The following is a 16,706-nucleotide window of genomic DNA, read 5'->3' as shown; positions in this document are numbered from 1 at the left end:
ACGTTGCAACTCTAATTAGATTGGAGTCGTAACGCCGCTTTTATTATCTATCTTTTTTTATTCTACTCACGTAAGATTCATATAAAATATAGGCAACGAGTGCAAAAATAACTGGGCCCGCTATCATCCAAATTGTACTGCTGTAATCTCCACTTAATGACGGATTGATAATTGTAAAGACATTAGCAAACCCTACAACAATAAGGACAACGACGGTACCAAGATATGTCTGCCATTTCTTTTTATAAATAACGAATTCCCTGTTCAGTCCTTTCTTCGCTTTGAAGAATGGGAATGCGAAGGCTAAGAATAAGTATGGTAATGTCATTGATACGTTTGCCATTAGTGTCAGTTTATTGTAGAAGGCAGAAGCATTGTCACCGCCGAATGAGGCTAGCAAAATAATGATAATTACCGCTAAACATTGCGTCCACATTGCAAATTCGGGCATGTTCGCTTTGTTCATTTGTGTCATTTTTTTCGGCCATACTTTTGCGGGCGTTCCTTGAATCAATGTTTTAAGTGGAGAGTAAATCAATGTGAAAAATGCTCCTGTGTATGCTAAGAACATGGATAAACCGGTTATACGCGCAAACCATGTTCCAATAGAAGTTGCTGTTGCCACAGTCAAATGAAAGGCATTTCCAAGTTCGAAGCCTAAATTGTACATTAATACATATGTGATGTTACCAAGGTTTGTCGTTTTACCACTGAGGACTTGTAACCAGTTCGCACTCACGCCCCAAAGGAAAATTCCAAGGGCATAGCCAACAGAGATGATAATCGCAGATATAATAACGCCTTTCGGGAAGTTCTTTTCTGGATTCTTCGTTTGGTCAACCAATCCCCCAACCGCTTCAATACCACCATACGCAAAAATTGCGAATACGACAAAGGAAAGTGTAGCAAGTGGTGTGAGATACGACGGATTTGGCGATTCAACAAAGGAAGACCAGCCTGTGATTGGCTGGGCAAATTCTCCACCATTGAGAATAATAATCAGGACACTAACAAGAAGTAAAACTAAGTTCAACCCTGTAACCGCAATCCCTCCAACCGCTGTTACTTTTGAAATTTGTTTCAAGCCACGAGAGGCAAAAAATGTGATGACAATCATCCATACAATGGCTAATATTCCAACCGTCTGTGTCGGTGTCAGTGAAAACAAGCGCCATTCTTGTGTTTTATCACCACCAAAAATGAATGTAGAGAGTGGAATCCAAACTTTAGATGACGTGCTCACCATCCAAATAACGTACGATGCAAACCACATAAACGTTCCAATAAAAGCAAATCGTGGCCCAACACTATCATTCATCCAAGAGAAGATTCCACCTTGCTCATTCTTATACGTGGATCCATATTCCGCCATCATCAATGCATACGGGATGAAAAAACAGATTGCTGAGAAGATATACCAAGGGATAGCACCATATCCCATCAAATAAAATGCCGATGGGCTGTTCGCAAAACCAAATACCGATGTAAAAATCATCAATATCAGGCCTATTAATGTTAACTTTTTCACTTGTGTTGTCATATGTATCCTCCAGTTTTTTATTTTCGGTATATATCAAGATAAAGCATGACTCATTAGTAATGTAAATTATATTTAACTGATAATTAATAGGTAATAGACTGATTTTAATTCAGTTAATACAATTTAGAAGTCATATGGATTATAACATATTTAAAGGTTCTAAGTCATCCATTTATTGACCTATTTCGTTGGAGTATTTTTACAAATATAGTTATAATTGATATTTTTTGTGCTCAATAAAAAACTGGCAACCAATCTAGTTTTCACTACAAAAAGGTTGACAGTTTCTATTTATAATATTGGTGATAATAAACTGGCTAATGTTTCCTTCATTCGTTGTGTTTTGGATTTCGCCTTCATTTCCGCTTCCGTGAATAGATGACTTTCTAAGAAATCGGCATTGAAATCTCGTTCTAATTGCACAACGGCATTACTGCGATCATATAAGAATACCATTAATTCGTGATTTAGGCGGAAGCTTCGGATATCAAAATTCGCGGTTCCAACTGCTGCTCGTTCACCGTCTATCAACATCACTTTTGCATGGATGAATGAGTCATCACGGTAGGAATACATTTTGGCACCGGCGTCAATCATGGTTTGGATGTAGGCATTGCTTCCGTGAAAAGAAACGCCGCGGTCGCCTTTCCCTGGAACAATGACACGAACATCTATGCCACTCATTGATACGCGGCGGATAACGGCCAATGACTCTTCATCTGGTACGAAATAAGGACTCGCTATCCAGACTGACTTCTTCGCGGAATCCATGAGGTCAAGCATCGAATCGCGCACCCACTTCTCTTTATCGTAGGGACCACCGTATACGATTTGAACCCAATCATCTGCGTCTTCGGCTGGTTCGGCGCTTAAATAGCGTGCGATTCCAGCTTCACTAATAAATTCGTCTGACGCACCCGCTCGATTTTCCATGTAAACCCAGTCAAATAGGAACGACTCTTGTAACTCGAGGACACCAGTTCCTTCGATTTTTATGTGCGTATCACGCCACACCTCGAAATCTGGTGTATTACTACGATATTCTTCGCCTACATTGAGACCACCAGTGAAACCGATTTTGCTATCAATGATAATCATTTTGCGGTGATTTCGGAGGTTAGCCGTGCGCGCAATCCAGATGGAACGTACTGGATCGTAGGCATAAACGGTTGCTCCCGCTTGTTTTAGTGGTTCTAAAAATTCGTCTTTCAAATGCGCCGAGCCCATGCCATCGTACATGAAGCGGACGGTTACTCCGGCTTTCGCTTTTTCGATCAAAATATCGCGAATTTCAGTGGAAATCTCGTCTTGGCGATAAATGTAGTATTGGATATGAATGTGATCTGTAGCCGTTCGCAACGCTGCTAGAATGGAGGGAAATGTTTCCGAGCCATTGGTTAGGACAGTTACTTTGTTGCCATTAATCGGCCGAATATCAGTTAATGAATATAAACTTTTTGATAGTTCTGGTAGTTCTTTTTCGGATTGCGGGATTGGCAAATTATGTATTGCCTCGATTAGCTTATCTTTTTCTTTCACTTGGTTTGCTGTGAAAATCCGATTTTGTGGGTTTCTACCGAAAAATAGATAAAGAATAACGCCGAAAACTGGCAGGAAAAAAACGACTGCTAGCCATGCGATTTTCGATGTTGTGTTTCGTTGGTCCCATAGAACTAGGCGTACCGCGATAATAATTGCACCGATTTCTCCAATGATTGTTACAAAGGTGAGGATGGCTCCTGACCATGTGAATAAAAACCAAGCTACAAGGGCAAATAAGACTAACATGACACTAAACTGGATTAATTTTTGCATATGATGACTCCCTTTTCTTATTTCTGTCCTAATTATACATGGAAATGACGTTTTTGTCCTGTTCTATACAAAAGTTGCTGCGTCTTGTGACAGAACGCAGCAACGCTTATTAATATCTCCAAAGCTTGAACTTGCCGGCATCGTGTAAATCTTTGACGATAACCGTGATGATTGGCGCGAGAATCAGGCCGATAATACCGAATAGTTGTAAGCCAATGTAGAGCGTAAATAGGGCAATAACTGGATTCAGGCCTAATTTTGTACCGAGAATCTTTGGTTCGATGATGTTTCTGATAACGGTGATAACGATGTATAAAATAAGTAACTCGATTGCAAAGGCAAAATCGCCGTTGATGAATGCGAGGAGAACCCAAGGAATCATGATACCGCCGGTTCCGAATACGGGAATCATATCAAAAACGGAAATCCCTAGAGCAATCCAAATCGCGTTCGGGACGCCTAGAATCGTGAGACCGATGGCAAGCTCAACACACGTAATACCCGCGATAATAAGGTAGGCCTTGATGTACTCCACTGTCGTTGTTTTGAAATGTTTATGCACGTTTTGCACGGTCGCATTCACGCGATCTGGCAGTTGCTTCCGCATAAACGCCCCCACTTTGTCAAAGTCCCAAACGATGAAAAAGGAGAACAACATGCTAAAGGAAAAGAAGATGAAGATGCTTGGTAATGAAAGTGTCACTGAGCCAATCCAACTAGCGATACTACCCGATAGCGAAAGTGCGAAACGACCAATTTTGGCAATAACGGCATGAAAAACATCGTGATATTGCTGTGCAAGATCTGGCGCAATGTTATCGATCCAATCCGCGCCCCAGTCCTCTATTTTTTGCAAAGCTGGCAAGACATCGTTCTGATAATAGCCTGGAATGCTGCTGATAGAACTGCCAAGCAACTTAAAGAGCTCTAACAAGCCCAGAATGAGCAAGGCACTGAGAACAGCATAGAACAGCAACATGACGATTAATCCCCAGGCCTTGCGATTACGCCATTTCGTTTTGCGTGCAAGCATACGAGTGAGTGGCATACACATCCACGCCAAGGCGAACCCAATCAAAAATGGATACGTCAGCGGCAAAACATATTTAATAAAAAGAAAAATAATGACAACAATACTAGCCAGATACAAAAACCTGATCAAAAACCGCTTCTGTCCCTCCAAATTCGACTTTTCTCCAACCTCATGTTTCTCTTCCATGCAAAACTCCCCCGTCTATCTAGGTCTATGTCATCGTGTTCTCCCGCTAAATTCCGTCTCCACCACCGAACCTCGAGCGGAGCGAGAAATGCTTAGCTGCTAGGCAAAAGCGAGTACCGGAGCTGAGTGTACGACTTGTACATGAGCACCGGAACGAAGCCTTTAACTTACGTAATCGTGTTCTCCCGCTAAATTCCGTCCCAACCACCGAACCTCGAGCGGAGCGAGAAATGCTTAGCTGCTAAGGCAAAGGCGAGTACCGGAGCGGAGTGTACGACTTGTACATGAGCACTGGAACGGAGCCTTTAACTTACGTAATCGTGTTCTCCCGCTAAATCCCGTCCCCACCACCGAACCTCGAGCGGAGCGAGAAATGCTTAGCTGCTAGGCAAAAGCGAGTACCGGAGCGGGAGTGTACGACTTGTACATGAGCACCGGAACGGAGCCTTTAACGACGCAATCGTGTTTCTACGCTAATTCCTGCCACCACCACCAAACCTCAGTGGAGCGAGAAATGCTTAGCTGCTAGGCAAAGGCGAGTACCGGAGCGGAGTGTACGACTTGTACATGAGCACCGGAACGGAGCCTTTAACGACGCAGATGAGCGTTTCTCGCTCCACTGAGCCGCGGAGCGATTAGAAGAAGTCATGCATCATAGCTTTTATCTCCCCAACAGATTTGTCCATATCTGATTGTTCTTTTTCGTTCAGCGGCATTTCGATAATAAACTTGATTCCTTCGCGATTGATGACCGCTGTTGATCCAATATAAATATCGCTGTGACCATATTGCCCTTCTAAATACACCGAAAGTGGCAAAATAGCATTTTCATCGTTAAAAATTGCTTTTGTAATGCGGGCCAATGAAATCGCAATACCGTAATAAGTCGAACCTTTATGCTCGATGATTTCGTAGGCTGCGTCACGAACCTTATGGAATAGCTCGTCTAGAACAGCGTCCGTAATTTCCGGATGATCTTTCATCCATTCTTTAATTTGCAAGCCACCAATATTGGCGTGGGACCAAACTGGGAATTGGCTATCGCCGTGTTCACCGAGTGTATAGGCTTGCACGTCGCGGGCATCGACGCCGACAAGTTCAGCGAGTGCTTGTTGGAAACGCGCGCTATCAAGAGATGTTCCTGATCCAATGACGCGGTGTTTTGGTAAACCAGAATATTTCCAAACAGCATACGACAAGACGTCCACTGGATTTGATGCCACTAAAAATAGTCCGTCAAACCCACTTGCCATGACGCTATCCACAATGGCTTTCGTGATTTTTAAGTTTTTTCCAATTAAATCAAGCCGTGTTTCGCCTGGAGCTTGTGCCGCACCTGCCGTAATCACGACGAGATCTGCGTCCGCACAGTCATCATAGCTCGCAACGTAGATTCGTTTCGGTGATGTGTACGCCAAACCGTGCGATAAATCCAGTGCATCGCCTGTTTTTTTGCCTACATTTAAATCAATAATGCCGATTTCACGTGCAATATTTTGTGCCGTTAACGCGAAGGCATAACTTGCTCCAACATCTCCCGCACCTATTAAAATCACTTTTTGTTTGTCATTACGCATATTTCTCGTCTCCTTTTTGCTTGCGATTTTTGATTGCTTTTTGAATTTCTACAAATACTAATGGGAAAACGGATAGTCCGAATGCTAGCAACCAGTGCGTCAAGCTTAGCGGCACAAGGTAGAACATGTTAGCAACTGGCGGAATCACAACCATTAGCAAAATAATCACCATCGATAGCATGGCACTAAAGAATAGTGGCTTATTCGATAAAAAACCAATTTTGAAAATAGACTCGTCGCTGCGAACGTTGAAAATATGAGATACGGACGACCAAGCTAAAATAACGAACGCCATTGTCATCCCGACCTCAGCACTTGCGCCAATTTCGGAATTAATATCCACGAATCTTCCAATATAAAATCCAATCAAGGTCACAACGGTGAACACAACCGCTTGCGTCGCGACTTTCACACCTAAACCATTGGCAAAAATACCACTGTTTTTCTTCATCGGCGGACGATCCATCACGTTGGTATCCGCTTTTTCACGGCTTAAACAAAAACCAGGAATCCCATCGGCGACCACGTTAATAAGTAGTAATTGTACAGCTACAACTGGCGCGCCCCATCCGAGTGTAATCGCAATGAACATAATGAAAATCTGCGAAAAGTTCGTGCTGAGCAAGAAGTAAATCGTTTTGCGAATATTCTCATACGCCGTCCGACCTTCCGACACAGCATCCACAATCGTCGCAAAATTATCATCCGTGATGACCATATCGGCCGCATTTTTCGATACGTCGGTGCCGGTGATTCCCATCGCAGCACCAACATCAGCTGCTTTCAAGGCAGGCGCATCATTCACGCCATCTCCCGTCATCGTCACCACTTCACCATTTTTCTGCCACGCTTGCACGATCCGAATTTTATCCTCAGGGCTCACGCGCGCATACACCGCATAATCGCGTACCGTGCGTTCCAGTTCCTCTTGAGACATCTCGGCAAGTTCCGCGCCAGTAATCGATTTGTCGCTCTCTTCCAAAATACCAATTTCCCTAGCAATCGCGGAAGCCGTCACAATATGGTCTCCCGTAATCATTACTGTTTTTATTCCCGCTTGCTTCGCCTCCGAAACCGCGCGCTTACTCTCAGGTCGCGGCGGATCAATCATCCCAACCATTCCCGCAAAAGTTAAATCATGTTCCAGCGCCTCCGCCGTCAAATCCTCTGGCATCTCGCATAGCGTTTATAGCCCACCGAAATAACACGCAACGCCTTCTCCGCAAACCGATCATGAATCTCACGCGCCTGCTCCAGCAATCCTTCCGAAAAAGCAACCGGAATCCGATCAAAAGCTCCCTTCGTAATCGAGAGGAATCCACCTTCCACTTCATGAATCGTCGTCATCAACTTCCGTTCCGAGTCAAACGGCAATTCAAATACCCGTGGTGATTTCTGCTCCAAATCTCGTTTCGTCAGGCCCTTCTCATTCAGCAAACGAATAATAGAAGATTCCGTCGGGTCCCCGATAATCGTCTCCACACCATCCGCTATTTCAATAGTCGCATTATTCGACAAACTAAGCATTTCCAAAAGCTCATTTTCCGACGCATCAAACGTTTCCTCCACCGGTTTTGGCGTCACGCCCACCGACCAAATCTGCTGAATCCGCATCTTATTCTGCGTCAACGTTCCCGTTTTATCCGAACAAATCACCGACGTGTTCCCAATCGTTTCCACAGCTGGAATCCGTCTAATAATCGTGTTTTTCTTCACCATATTCTGCACGCCATAAGCTAGCGTAATCGTCACAATAACCGGAAGCGTCTCTGGAACCGCAGCAACCGCAAGCGATACCGCAATCATCAGCATCTCAATCATCGTTTCCCCGTGCCACAATCCGATCCCAAACACTAGCACACCAGCGACCAGCGCTACAACACTCAACCGTTTCGCAAGTTCCTTCAAGCGTTTTTGCAGTGGTGTCTCCGTTTTCTTCGTTGCATTAATCAGGCTCGCAATTTTCCCCATTTCCGTATGCATCCCGGTTTCTACAACGACAGCCCGCGCACGACCTCCCGTCACCAAACATCCCGAAAATAGCATGTTAAAGCGATCTCCAAGCGGCGACTTCTCGCTCACAATCGCGTTCGCGTCCTTCTCCACTGGTAAACTTTCCCCGGTCAGCGCGGATTCCTCGACCTGCAAACTGCTACTCTCAATAATCCGCGCATCCGCTGGAATCATGTCCCCCGCGCCAAGCTCAATAATATCACCAGGCACCAATTCCGTCGCGTCAATTTCTTGCTTCACGCCATCGCGAACCACCAGCGTCATGTGTGCGTTCATGTTCTGAAGCGCCTCAAGCGCCCGCTCCGCATTGTTTTCCTGGTAAATTCCCAGCACCATATTCAGCACCACGATTCCCAAAATAACGATGACTTTCGGATAACCATAACCCGTCGTAACCGCCAAGTAAAGTGAAATCGCCGCGGCCACCAATAAAATAATCGTCGTGACTTCCAGCAAATGATGCCCAATTTTGGCTAGTAGCGTCTCTTTTTTCCCTTCCTCAAATTTATTCGGTCCAACCTCCGCCTTTTTCGTCGACGCAGCCGCACCTGTTAACCCCTTGTCAGCGTTCGTATTTAGCGCTGTAAAAATGGCTTGTATTTCTTTTTCCATCCATTTCATCCTGATTACCTCCACACTCTGTTTCCAAATTCGTGATTCTATCTTTAAAATAATGGCATTATTAAAGTAATCTTACAATTCGTGTCTTGGTGGTTTATGTAACGATCAGTCAACTATTCTATCTATTCCCGAAAAAAAAAGACTACAACCCCTCCAATAAATATTCCTGATCAAAAATAGCATCATTTCAAGATTTACGAGTTGTTCTAGCCTTATTATGTTTTTTACGATGATGTGCAATCAGCGACTAATTGTAAATAGTGTGAAAAATGCAACTGTAAATGATATTCCGCATCCCCTTTCGCTATCCTCATTCTCACTATTATTTTCATCTCTAATAATACCATAAAAAGGTCCTAAACCGCACCACATTGATTTCTTTTTTTATCCCAAAATGGTTATAGATTCATGCATAACAATTTTCTAGCTCGACGCCAGAAAAAAAAAAGGAAACCCGCAAAACACGCGTTTCCTTTTTCTCAATCTGATGAAATGCATTATAAAGAAAAATAGTTACTAAGTACTTTTGCAGCATCTGCTATCAATTGATCGTTGTATTCATCGTCTTTGCCCGCTTTTTTTGGAATAGATAACCCATACTAACGGTTTGCCATCCTTGTCTTTCGGATAGATGACCGCGATATCGTTCCTTGTGCCGTATGACCCAGCACCAGTTTTATCTCCAACCGCGTAACCTTCTGGAATACCAGCCCGAATTAATTTATCGCCAGTCGTATTATCAATCAATGTTTGCTTGAAATAATCGAATCGATCAGATGCCATATTCCCTTTTGTTACGAGGAATGATAATACTTTCGCCATCGCCTCAGGAGTCGTTGTATCACGCTTATCTCCTGGCACAGCTTCATTTAATTCCGGTTCAAATCGATTTGCCTGCGTTGTTTTGTCTCCAATTTTTGCAAGCTCTTTTTGATAGCCTTTAGGACCACTCAATTGGTGGAATAAGATATTCCCTGCTGTATTATCGCTATATGTCATGGCTGCGTTAATGATTTCTTTTACCGTCATACCACTTTCTACGTGCTTTTCTGTGACTGGTGAATAATCGACTAAATCTTCTTTTGAGAAATAGACACGCTTATTCAACTGTTCTGCTGTTAAATTTTTAAGTAATAATCCCCCAGCAATCGCTTTATAAGTAGACACGTAGGCAAATCGTTCTTGGTCGTTATAGCTGATTTTTTGATTATTCGCCGTGTTGACAGCGTAAATACCCAACGTTGCCCCATACTTCTCCTCTAGTTTTTTCAACTCCGCATTAGCCTTTGCCATTGTTGTTTCCTGCTTTGTCTCTTTTTTGGTGTTAGTAGCTGCCGCATCCTTGTCAGCCATACCGCACGCCACCGTTGCCGTTACCGCAAAAAGTAACATCAGTCCTAATAAACTTTTTTTTGAAAAACATTTTTTCAACTCCTCTTATTTATTTGTCACAAACTCTATTCTATCTGAGAAAATTAAATAGAAAGTATAGAAAACAGAAAGAAAACATTAATTATTTGATTTTTATATACAAATTTATCTTTTCACCTATTCTTGCAAAACAAGAGCCTAGGCTATAATCCTAGACTCTCACATTTACATAAAATTATAATTCTGCTTTAATACTTGAAACGCGACCTGAGATAACTGGTAGATTCCCATTTTTAGTTCGGATAGCATCGATAAGCTCTTTCTCTTGCTCGATGTTTTTCAGTTTAATATAATAACGTAACTCCATCAAACTCCCCATATTCGTTGTTCGAACTTGCTCAAGCGAGATCTCATACCCGTAATTTTGCAATAAATCATCGAAAAGATTCGCGTAATCAATATCCTCAGGAATCGAAATACGAAGGCTTCGCTCAGCCACTTTACTTTTTGAACCGAATTTGGTGCGTGTTAAAACAATCAGAACAATCGCAACAAAGGCAGAGAAAATGAGCGCGTACATAAGATATCCCATTCCAGTCGCGAGGCCAATTCCCATAGACCAAAAAATACTACTAATTTCGCGCGCACCGCCTGCTACAGAACGGAACCGAATTAAGCTGAATGCCCCCAAAACAGCGATACCTGTACCAACATTCCCATTGACAAGCATGATAACGGATTGCACCAAGATTGGTAAAATCGTCAACGTTACGATGAAACTTTGCGAATACGTGTTGCGGTACATATGAACGCACGCAACCAAAACCCCTAAAAGAACCGAAGCCCCACTATACATTATTATTTGCCACACATCTACGTTCATCATTGAACTTTCTACTACATCTTCTAACATTACAAAACTCCTACTTTCTGATTCGTTAAATATCGTTTATATACTTGCTCATATTTGGAAAATTTAGATGGATAAAGATCCAATTCTGAAAGTATTCTTACAAACCATAAAGGATAGGCATGTAGTGATTTCACTTCCATTAATACATCTATTTCTGGTGCCACAAGTTCCCCATCGTGACCATTTGCCAACTGGAGATCGTCGTTGCGCCACCTTATTTTCGCATCAAATGTTACTCTAAACTCGTCCTCTTTGTATGCGCTAAAAGCTCTTCTATCATACGAAATGATAACTTTAGGCGCGATTGTCTCTTTTTTCTTTAGCCAAAAAATCTCGTTGCTGATTTGTTGATTTAGTCTGTCGTCAAATTGTTGCTCTTCATTACTTTTCATATACGCGTCCACTTGACTCAGGCGCATCGAAATTCTTCGTTTATAGACAATTCCTTTTAGTTTTTTCTTAATTTCTAAATAGACCATCTGATCAATGCTTGGAACCCCATATGTGCGAACTCTGAACTTCTCCTTGAATGTCGGCTTTTCACTCGATCGCTTAATTAAATCGTAGTTATTTGTGTCATAATAAAGCGAACAAATCGTGTGTAAGCCGTACTTATCTTCTTTCATGTGCTCAGAAATTCTGTCTATCAGCAAGATATATTTCTCCTCACTTAAGATGTACTTCTTTTCTTTCCTTTCAAAAATCTGCATTACTACTCACCTTTCCTATAAAAAGAAGCGTACCTCGAAAATGGGCTACGCTTCCGGGCTTGTATTCTAAACTTTATTTTCTTTATCCATTAATGCAGCGATCCAGTTACTTCAAAGCCGACCATTTCTTTTAGCGCTTGTATATCTAAAATTGTAATTGGTTTAGGCGTTAGCTTGACGAGCCCTTCCTCTTCAAACTTGGACAGTATCGTCGTTGCATACTCGCGTGTGATTTGGCAATAGCTAGCCAAATGATGTTGACAAATTTCTTTTAGTAAATGACCTTCTGATTTGCCTAACTTTTTAGATTCCAAGTGCAACAAAGATGCTGCTACTTTTGCTTTCGCTGGTAATAGATTAAATTTGCCATAATAGTTCACGGATTGTGTTAGATTTTCAATGATTTTTAGTAGAATTGAGGTCCCCCAACCTGATTCATCGATAACATTTAAAACGAAGTACGGATCGATAAAATATGCCGTCGTTTCAGAAATCGTTTCTAATTCAAACTGGTTGCATCCTCTTGATAATAATGATGCAAACCCTATAAATTCGCCATCTCCAGAGAATGAAATAGTTGTTTCTTTCGTGTTATGACTTGCCACAATTTTGGTTAACCCTTTCTCTATATAAATAAAGGAACGATTATCTGTCACCGTGGAATCAATAACTGTTTTAGCTGGTAGTACTTTCTTTTTGGAATATTTATCAAATGATTTATTGGAAAACAGTAATATTTCCAGGAAATTTTCGTCGATTTCAACACCAAATGTTTGTAGCATAATGAATGCCTCCTTTTAATTTTCACGTAACCTATTTCTCTTTTTATACTTGTTGCTGTAGCAAGGACTGCTTTAAAGCTATCAGTCCTTCTTTCAAGCTCACTTTATTGGTCCATCCCGTTAGTTCTTTCGCGCGGTCACTAGCTAAAACAGAGCGTTTAACATCTCCTGCACGTGGCCCTTCCACCGTAATCGTAACATTTTTTTTCAAATACATCTAAAATCGTGTTGTAAATGTCTAAAATCGCAATCTCATCTCCTGTTCCGATGTTAAGAACAGTATTGACTGCTTTTTCAGAAACTAATCGGTTCGCTTCTACCACATCCCCAACATATACGTAATCCCGTGTGCAACCTTTTGGCATATCAGCATACGTCATTAACACAGACGGCTTATTCGCCAAGATGTTATTCACAAAAATCGGAACAACTCCGCACTCACCATCTGGAATTTGACGTGGTCCATAGATGTTAGCATAACGTAAAACAGTATATTCAAAGCCATAAGTGCTTGCATAGATGTCTAAATATTTTTCGCCTGCGTATTTAGTAATAGCGTATGGGGATAGAAGTTGTGGGGTATCACTCTCTTTTGATTTTTCAGTACCTTCGATTACTTTGCTTAAGGCACCACCAGAAGAGACGTAAATAAATTTTTCGATTGGAAATTTTTGTATGCATCGGAGTAGGACAAGTAGGCCGCCAAGATTGATATTTAGGTCGTAAATGGGGTCTTCGATGGAGCTGACAACCGATTTTTGTGCTGCGTGATGATTGATAATATTCGGTCGAAATGATTCAAAAATAGCCATCATTTTAGCGCTATCTTTAATATCGGCTTCCACAAAAGTGAAACGTTCTTCGGCAAGCAAGAGACAAATATTGTCTACCTTACCAGAAGATAAGTTATCGACACAAAGCACCTCGTAACCTTCTTCTATATACATTTCACAAATATGGGAACCGATGAAGCCTGCGCCACCTGTTACCAAAACTCGATTTTTCATGTTTGTTGCCTCCTTCATTTATTATAAGCTTGCGTATCTCATGCTCTTTATCCTCCAAATTGGAGAATATTTGCGATTATTTCTTGTAATTTCGTGAAAAACATTCCAGATTCCATTGCGATAGCACTGAAAATGGTAAATGTCCAGAGAATACTGAGGTAAACAATTGTCGACTGACGAAAACCGCCGTTTGCTTTGTCTTGTTTGTAAGTGCGCGGTGTATCTATTTGATTGGTATTATTTTGACGTTTCTTGAGGTTTTGTTGGTATTCCGTTTTTTCTTCTTTGGATAATTTATTAAAATGGTGAACAAATTTGCTGTATTCTAGACCTACTTCTTCGGCTGGTCCATCGAGCCTTACTTCACCGTAATGAAGCCAGATGATTCGATCACACATAGTGCGGACTTGGCTAAGCGCGTGACTGACAAAGAAAATCGTTTTGCCTTCTTCTTGAAACTGCTCAATTTTGTCGGTACATTTTGTGTAAAAAGTCGTATCCCCGACGGATAAAGCTTCGTCTATAATCAGGATATCTGGGTCGATTTGAACGGCGATTGCAAAACCTAGCCGCGCTTTCATACCACTGGAGTATCGCTTGATGGGTTGATCGATAAAGTCGTGTAAATCGGCAAAATCGGTAATAGCTGGAATCATCTCAGCAATTTGTTGATTGGAATAGCCGAGCATAAGACATTTCATTCGAATGTTCTCCATGCCAGAAAGTGTTGGTTTGAGGCCAGCTCCGATTGCGAGCAGAGATACTTCGCCGCGCGTGTGTACTTTGCCATGCGTCGGTTGGATGATACCCGCCAATATATTGGTTAGCGTCGATTTGCCGGAGCCGTTTAGCCCGATGAGGCCGACCGTTTCTCCGGGCCCAACTTCGAAAGAAACATCTCGCAAAGCAAGAAACGTTGGCTTCTCGCGGTTTGATTTTAATAGACCACGGAGCTGTTTTGCAGGGCTTGTGATCATGCTATATTGTTTGGATACGTGCGTGACGGACACCATGCTTTCTGTCATCTTTGTTCTTCCTCTCTATAAATAATCCACGAAGCGGTCTTTAAAGCGTAGATGTAATACTGATCCTACACCGAGCACGAACAGTGTCATTCCCCAGAAATAGGCGGTCCACCAAGGTTCCTGGAAAAACCACTGCCGTGAGAAAAAGCTATCGCGGAATCCTTCGATGATATACACAATCGGATTGAGTTTTAAAATTTTAGTCATGAGGGAATCGGGATCCGCGGCGACATCCATGACGGCACCCGATACGAAAAACAGGAGACGCATCACGGAGCCAATCATGAGTTGATAATCGCGAAATAGAATCGTGATCGTTGCATTCAGAAGCGACACGGCGTATAGGAACAAGCACATACACGCGAAATAGTAGAAAAACTGTGTCCAATAAATCGTCGGGTAAATGTGATTGAGAAATAAGAAGCCGAGTAGTATGACGAGCATTGTCACGTAACTATATAAGGATTTAAAAATTGTAATGGATGGCAAAATGCTCATTGGAAACTTCACGCGCGACACCAAACTCACGTTACTGTAAATCGAGTTTGCACCAGAAATGATGATAGCGCTGATGAAAAACCAAGGTATTACGCCAGCGAGCATCCAAACAATGTAAGGAACTCCTTCTGCCATCGATCCCGCGCCGTTCATCCGAATGCCAAACACGAAATATAAAATAAGCACTTGGAGCGTCGGACTAAGCACTTCCCACACCATTCCCAAATAGTGACTCTGATATGCTGCTCGCTGATCGTACCTAGCAATCCGAGTGATTTTATGGAAATGTTGAACCTGTTCTTTTAAAATTTGAACCGTTTCTCTCACTTCTCGTTCACTTCTTCCTATTTTTGAATCATTTTAGAAACTGTTTCGAACAGAAATGGCGCGTAATACTGTCCGGTTTGATTGTGATCGCTGTAATCTTGTAAATCTAGCTCGTACGCGACTCCTTTTTTATCGAGTTTTTGCAGAAGTGGTTGTAGGTGTTGTTTGTAATGAAAATCACCCTGCCCGACGTGAAAAGTGAATGCTGGGAATGTTGTATTTGTGTCGACAAGGTTCATAATTAGTTCGTCATAATATTTTTCGCCGGTCTCCTTATCTTCCCCTAACATTTTGTCCAACGCTTTACGTACATGAACATAAGGCCCATCCACAGCGAGCTGTTTTAAATATTGGGCGATGAAAACTTGTGGTGCGCCAACGATTGCGGTTCCGAAATGATATTTCATCGCAAAATATAGAGATGCAGCGCCGCCTTTACTGGAGCCTGATGCAATGATGTTTCGTGATGAAATACCGAGTTCATTTGCTTTGGTCATGATAAGCGCAATCACCGAGCGTTCGTAATCTGAGCGGCAATCGTGACCCATGTAATAGCAAAACTGCCCTTTGTATTCGTCTAAAATGAAAAGTTTATTCACGTCACACGGCCATAATGTTCGGAAGTGGTTATAAACAGGAGCCCCGCCGCAGAATTCATTCGAGTGTAGGCCAGAGAAGGAAATCAACAGTTTATCCGAGGGAGTTCTAGCTCGTTGGAATAGGAATTTAACGGGATTGTCGTTGTAGTAGATTTCTTCTTTTTCTAAAGTTGTCGTTACCGTTTGTTGATTCGTCACATCGACGTTTAGCATATTGGTCAATTTATTAATAATCACCATATCGTCTTTTTTCAAGAACAAGCGGATTTTATAAGCACCGCTCCGGATTGGTTGGTAGTTCACCGTCACTTGTTGTTTGTCGATTGGTTGATACCACTGGCGCTCGATGATTTGGTCATTGTAGTAGATATAATAAGCATACGTATAGCTGGCTTTTAGCATGAACAATGCTTTAAAGTTTACTACCAGTTTGCCATTCATATAGGCTAGGTGGGATGTGTCCAGTTTTTCAATAATGATATCGCTTATCATAATTTCTCTCCTCGTGTCCAGAACCTAGCCCGCAAATGTTGCGGTCAATAAGTTCTCAATTTCGTTGACAAATTTTTTGCTTTTGTTAAAATATTTATAAGGCTTGTATGTTTTTATAGTCCTTGTTTGGTCGGTTTCGTTTAATTTCGTTGTTTCGCAATAAAGTCCACGATAGCTGCTGGTGTTTCAAAAATAGA

General features: G+C 42.0%; 12 protein-coding genes and 1 pseudogene. All 13 read right to left on the bottom strand.

Annotated features, from left to right (window positions below; genetic code table 11):
- Window positions 1-43: 43 nt before the first annotated feature.
- Window positions 44-1,540, bottom strand: a complete 1,497-nt coding sequence (gene yjeM, locus PCORN_RS11190) for a glutamate/gamma-aminobutyrate family transporter YjeM (RefSeq protein ID WP_036080512.1) — start codon at window positions 1,538-1,540, stop codon at window positions 44-46.
- Window positions 1,541-1,831: 291 nt separating this feature from the next.
- The gene (cls, locus tag PCORN_RS11185; RefSeq protein ID WP_036080509.1) at window positions 1,832-3,355 is read right to left on the bottom strand and encodes a cardiolipin synthase; all 1,524 of its coding nucleotides are present in this window, start codon (window positions 3,353-3,355) and stop codon (window positions 1,832-1,834) included.
- A gap of 109 nt (window positions 3,356-3,464) precedes the next feature.
- Window positions 3,465-4,574: a sporulation integral membrane protein YtvI gene (gene ytvI / locus PCORN_RS11180; RefSeq protein ID WP_036080506.1), complete on the bottom strand. Its 1,110-nt coding sequence runs from the start codon at window positions 4,572-4,574 to the stop codon at window positions 3,465-3,467.
- Between the two features lie 635 nt (window positions 4,575-5,209).
- A complete protein-coding gene (locus PCORN_RS11175) occupies window positions 5,210-6,151 on the bottom strand; it encodes an L-lactate dehydrogenase (protein ID WP_036080503.1) in 942 nt (313 codons plus the stop codon).
- A pseudogene (locus tag PCORN_RS11170) lies at window positions 6,144-8,785 on the bottom strand (cation-translocating P-type ATPase). The gene PCORN_RS11175 and the pseudogene PCORN_RS11170 overlap by 8 nt, the downstream one beginning before the upstream one ends.
- Before the next feature lie 558 nt (window positions 8,786-9,343).
- Window positions 9,344-10,177: a class A beta-lactamase gene (bla, locus tag PCORN_RS11165; protein WP_149024328.1), complete on the bottom strand. Its 834-nt coding sequence runs from the start codon at window positions 10,175-10,177 to the stop codon at window positions 9,344-9,346.
- Between the two features lie 214 nt (window positions 10,178-10,391).
- A complete protein-coding gene (locus tag PCORN_RS11160) occupies window positions 10,392-11,069 on the bottom strand; it encodes a DUF4956 domain-containing protein (protein ID WP_036080500.1) in 678 nt (225 codons plus the stop codon).
- Window positions 11,069-11,779: a polyphosphate polymerase domain-containing protein gene (locus PCORN_RS11155; protein WP_036080497.1), complete on the bottom strand. Its 711-nt coding sequence runs from the start codon at window positions 11,777-11,779 to the stop codon at window positions 11,069-11,071. Before PCORN_RS11155 ends, PCORN_RS11160 begins: the two co-directional genes overlap by 1 nt.
- 89 nt (window positions 11,780-11,868) lie before the next feature.
- Complete coding sequence (locus PCORN_RS11150; RefSeq protein ID WP_036080494.1) at window positions 11,869-12,561, bottom strand: Crp/Fnr family transcriptional regulator; 693 nt, start codon at window positions 12,559-12,561, stop codon at window positions 11,869-11,871.
- Window positions 12,562-12,719: 158 nt separating this feature from the next.
- Window positions 12,720-13,568, bottom strand: a complete 849-nt coding sequence (locus PCORN_RS11145) for an SDR family NAD(P)-dependent oxidoreductase (RefSeq protein WP_241433165.1) — start codon at window positions 13,566-13,568, stop codon at window positions 12,720-12,722.
- Between the two features lie 47 nt (window positions 13,569-13,615).
- Window positions 13,616-14,593, bottom strand: a complete 978-nt coding sequence (locus PCORN_RS11140) for an ABC transporter ATP-binding protein (protein ID WP_051999406.1) — start codon at window positions 14,591-14,593, stop codon at window positions 13,616-13,618.
- Window positions 14,594-14,608: 15 nt separating this feature from the next.
- A complete protein-coding gene (locus PCORN_RS11135; protein WP_036080491.1) occupies window positions 14,609-15,418 on the bottom strand; it encodes an ABC transporter permease in 810 nt (269 codons plus the stop codon).
- Window positions 15,419-15,435: 17 nt separating this feature from the next.
- Complete coding sequence (locus tag PCORN_RS11130; protein ID WP_036080489.1) at window positions 15,436-16,509, bottom strand: accessory Sec system protein Asp2; 1,074 nt, start codon at window positions 16,507-16,509, stop codon at window positions 15,436-15,438.
- Window positions 16,510-16,706: the final 197 nt, after the last annotated feature.

This window comes from Listeria cornellensis FSL F6-0969, assembly GCF_000525855.1.
Classification (GTDB): domain Bacteria; phylum Bacillota; class Bacilli; order Lactobacillales; family Listeriaceae; genus Listeria_A; species Listeria_A cornellensis.
The sequence above is the reverse complement of the archived record's forward strand: the minus strand, read 5'-3'. Positions and strand labels throughout refer to the sequence as shown.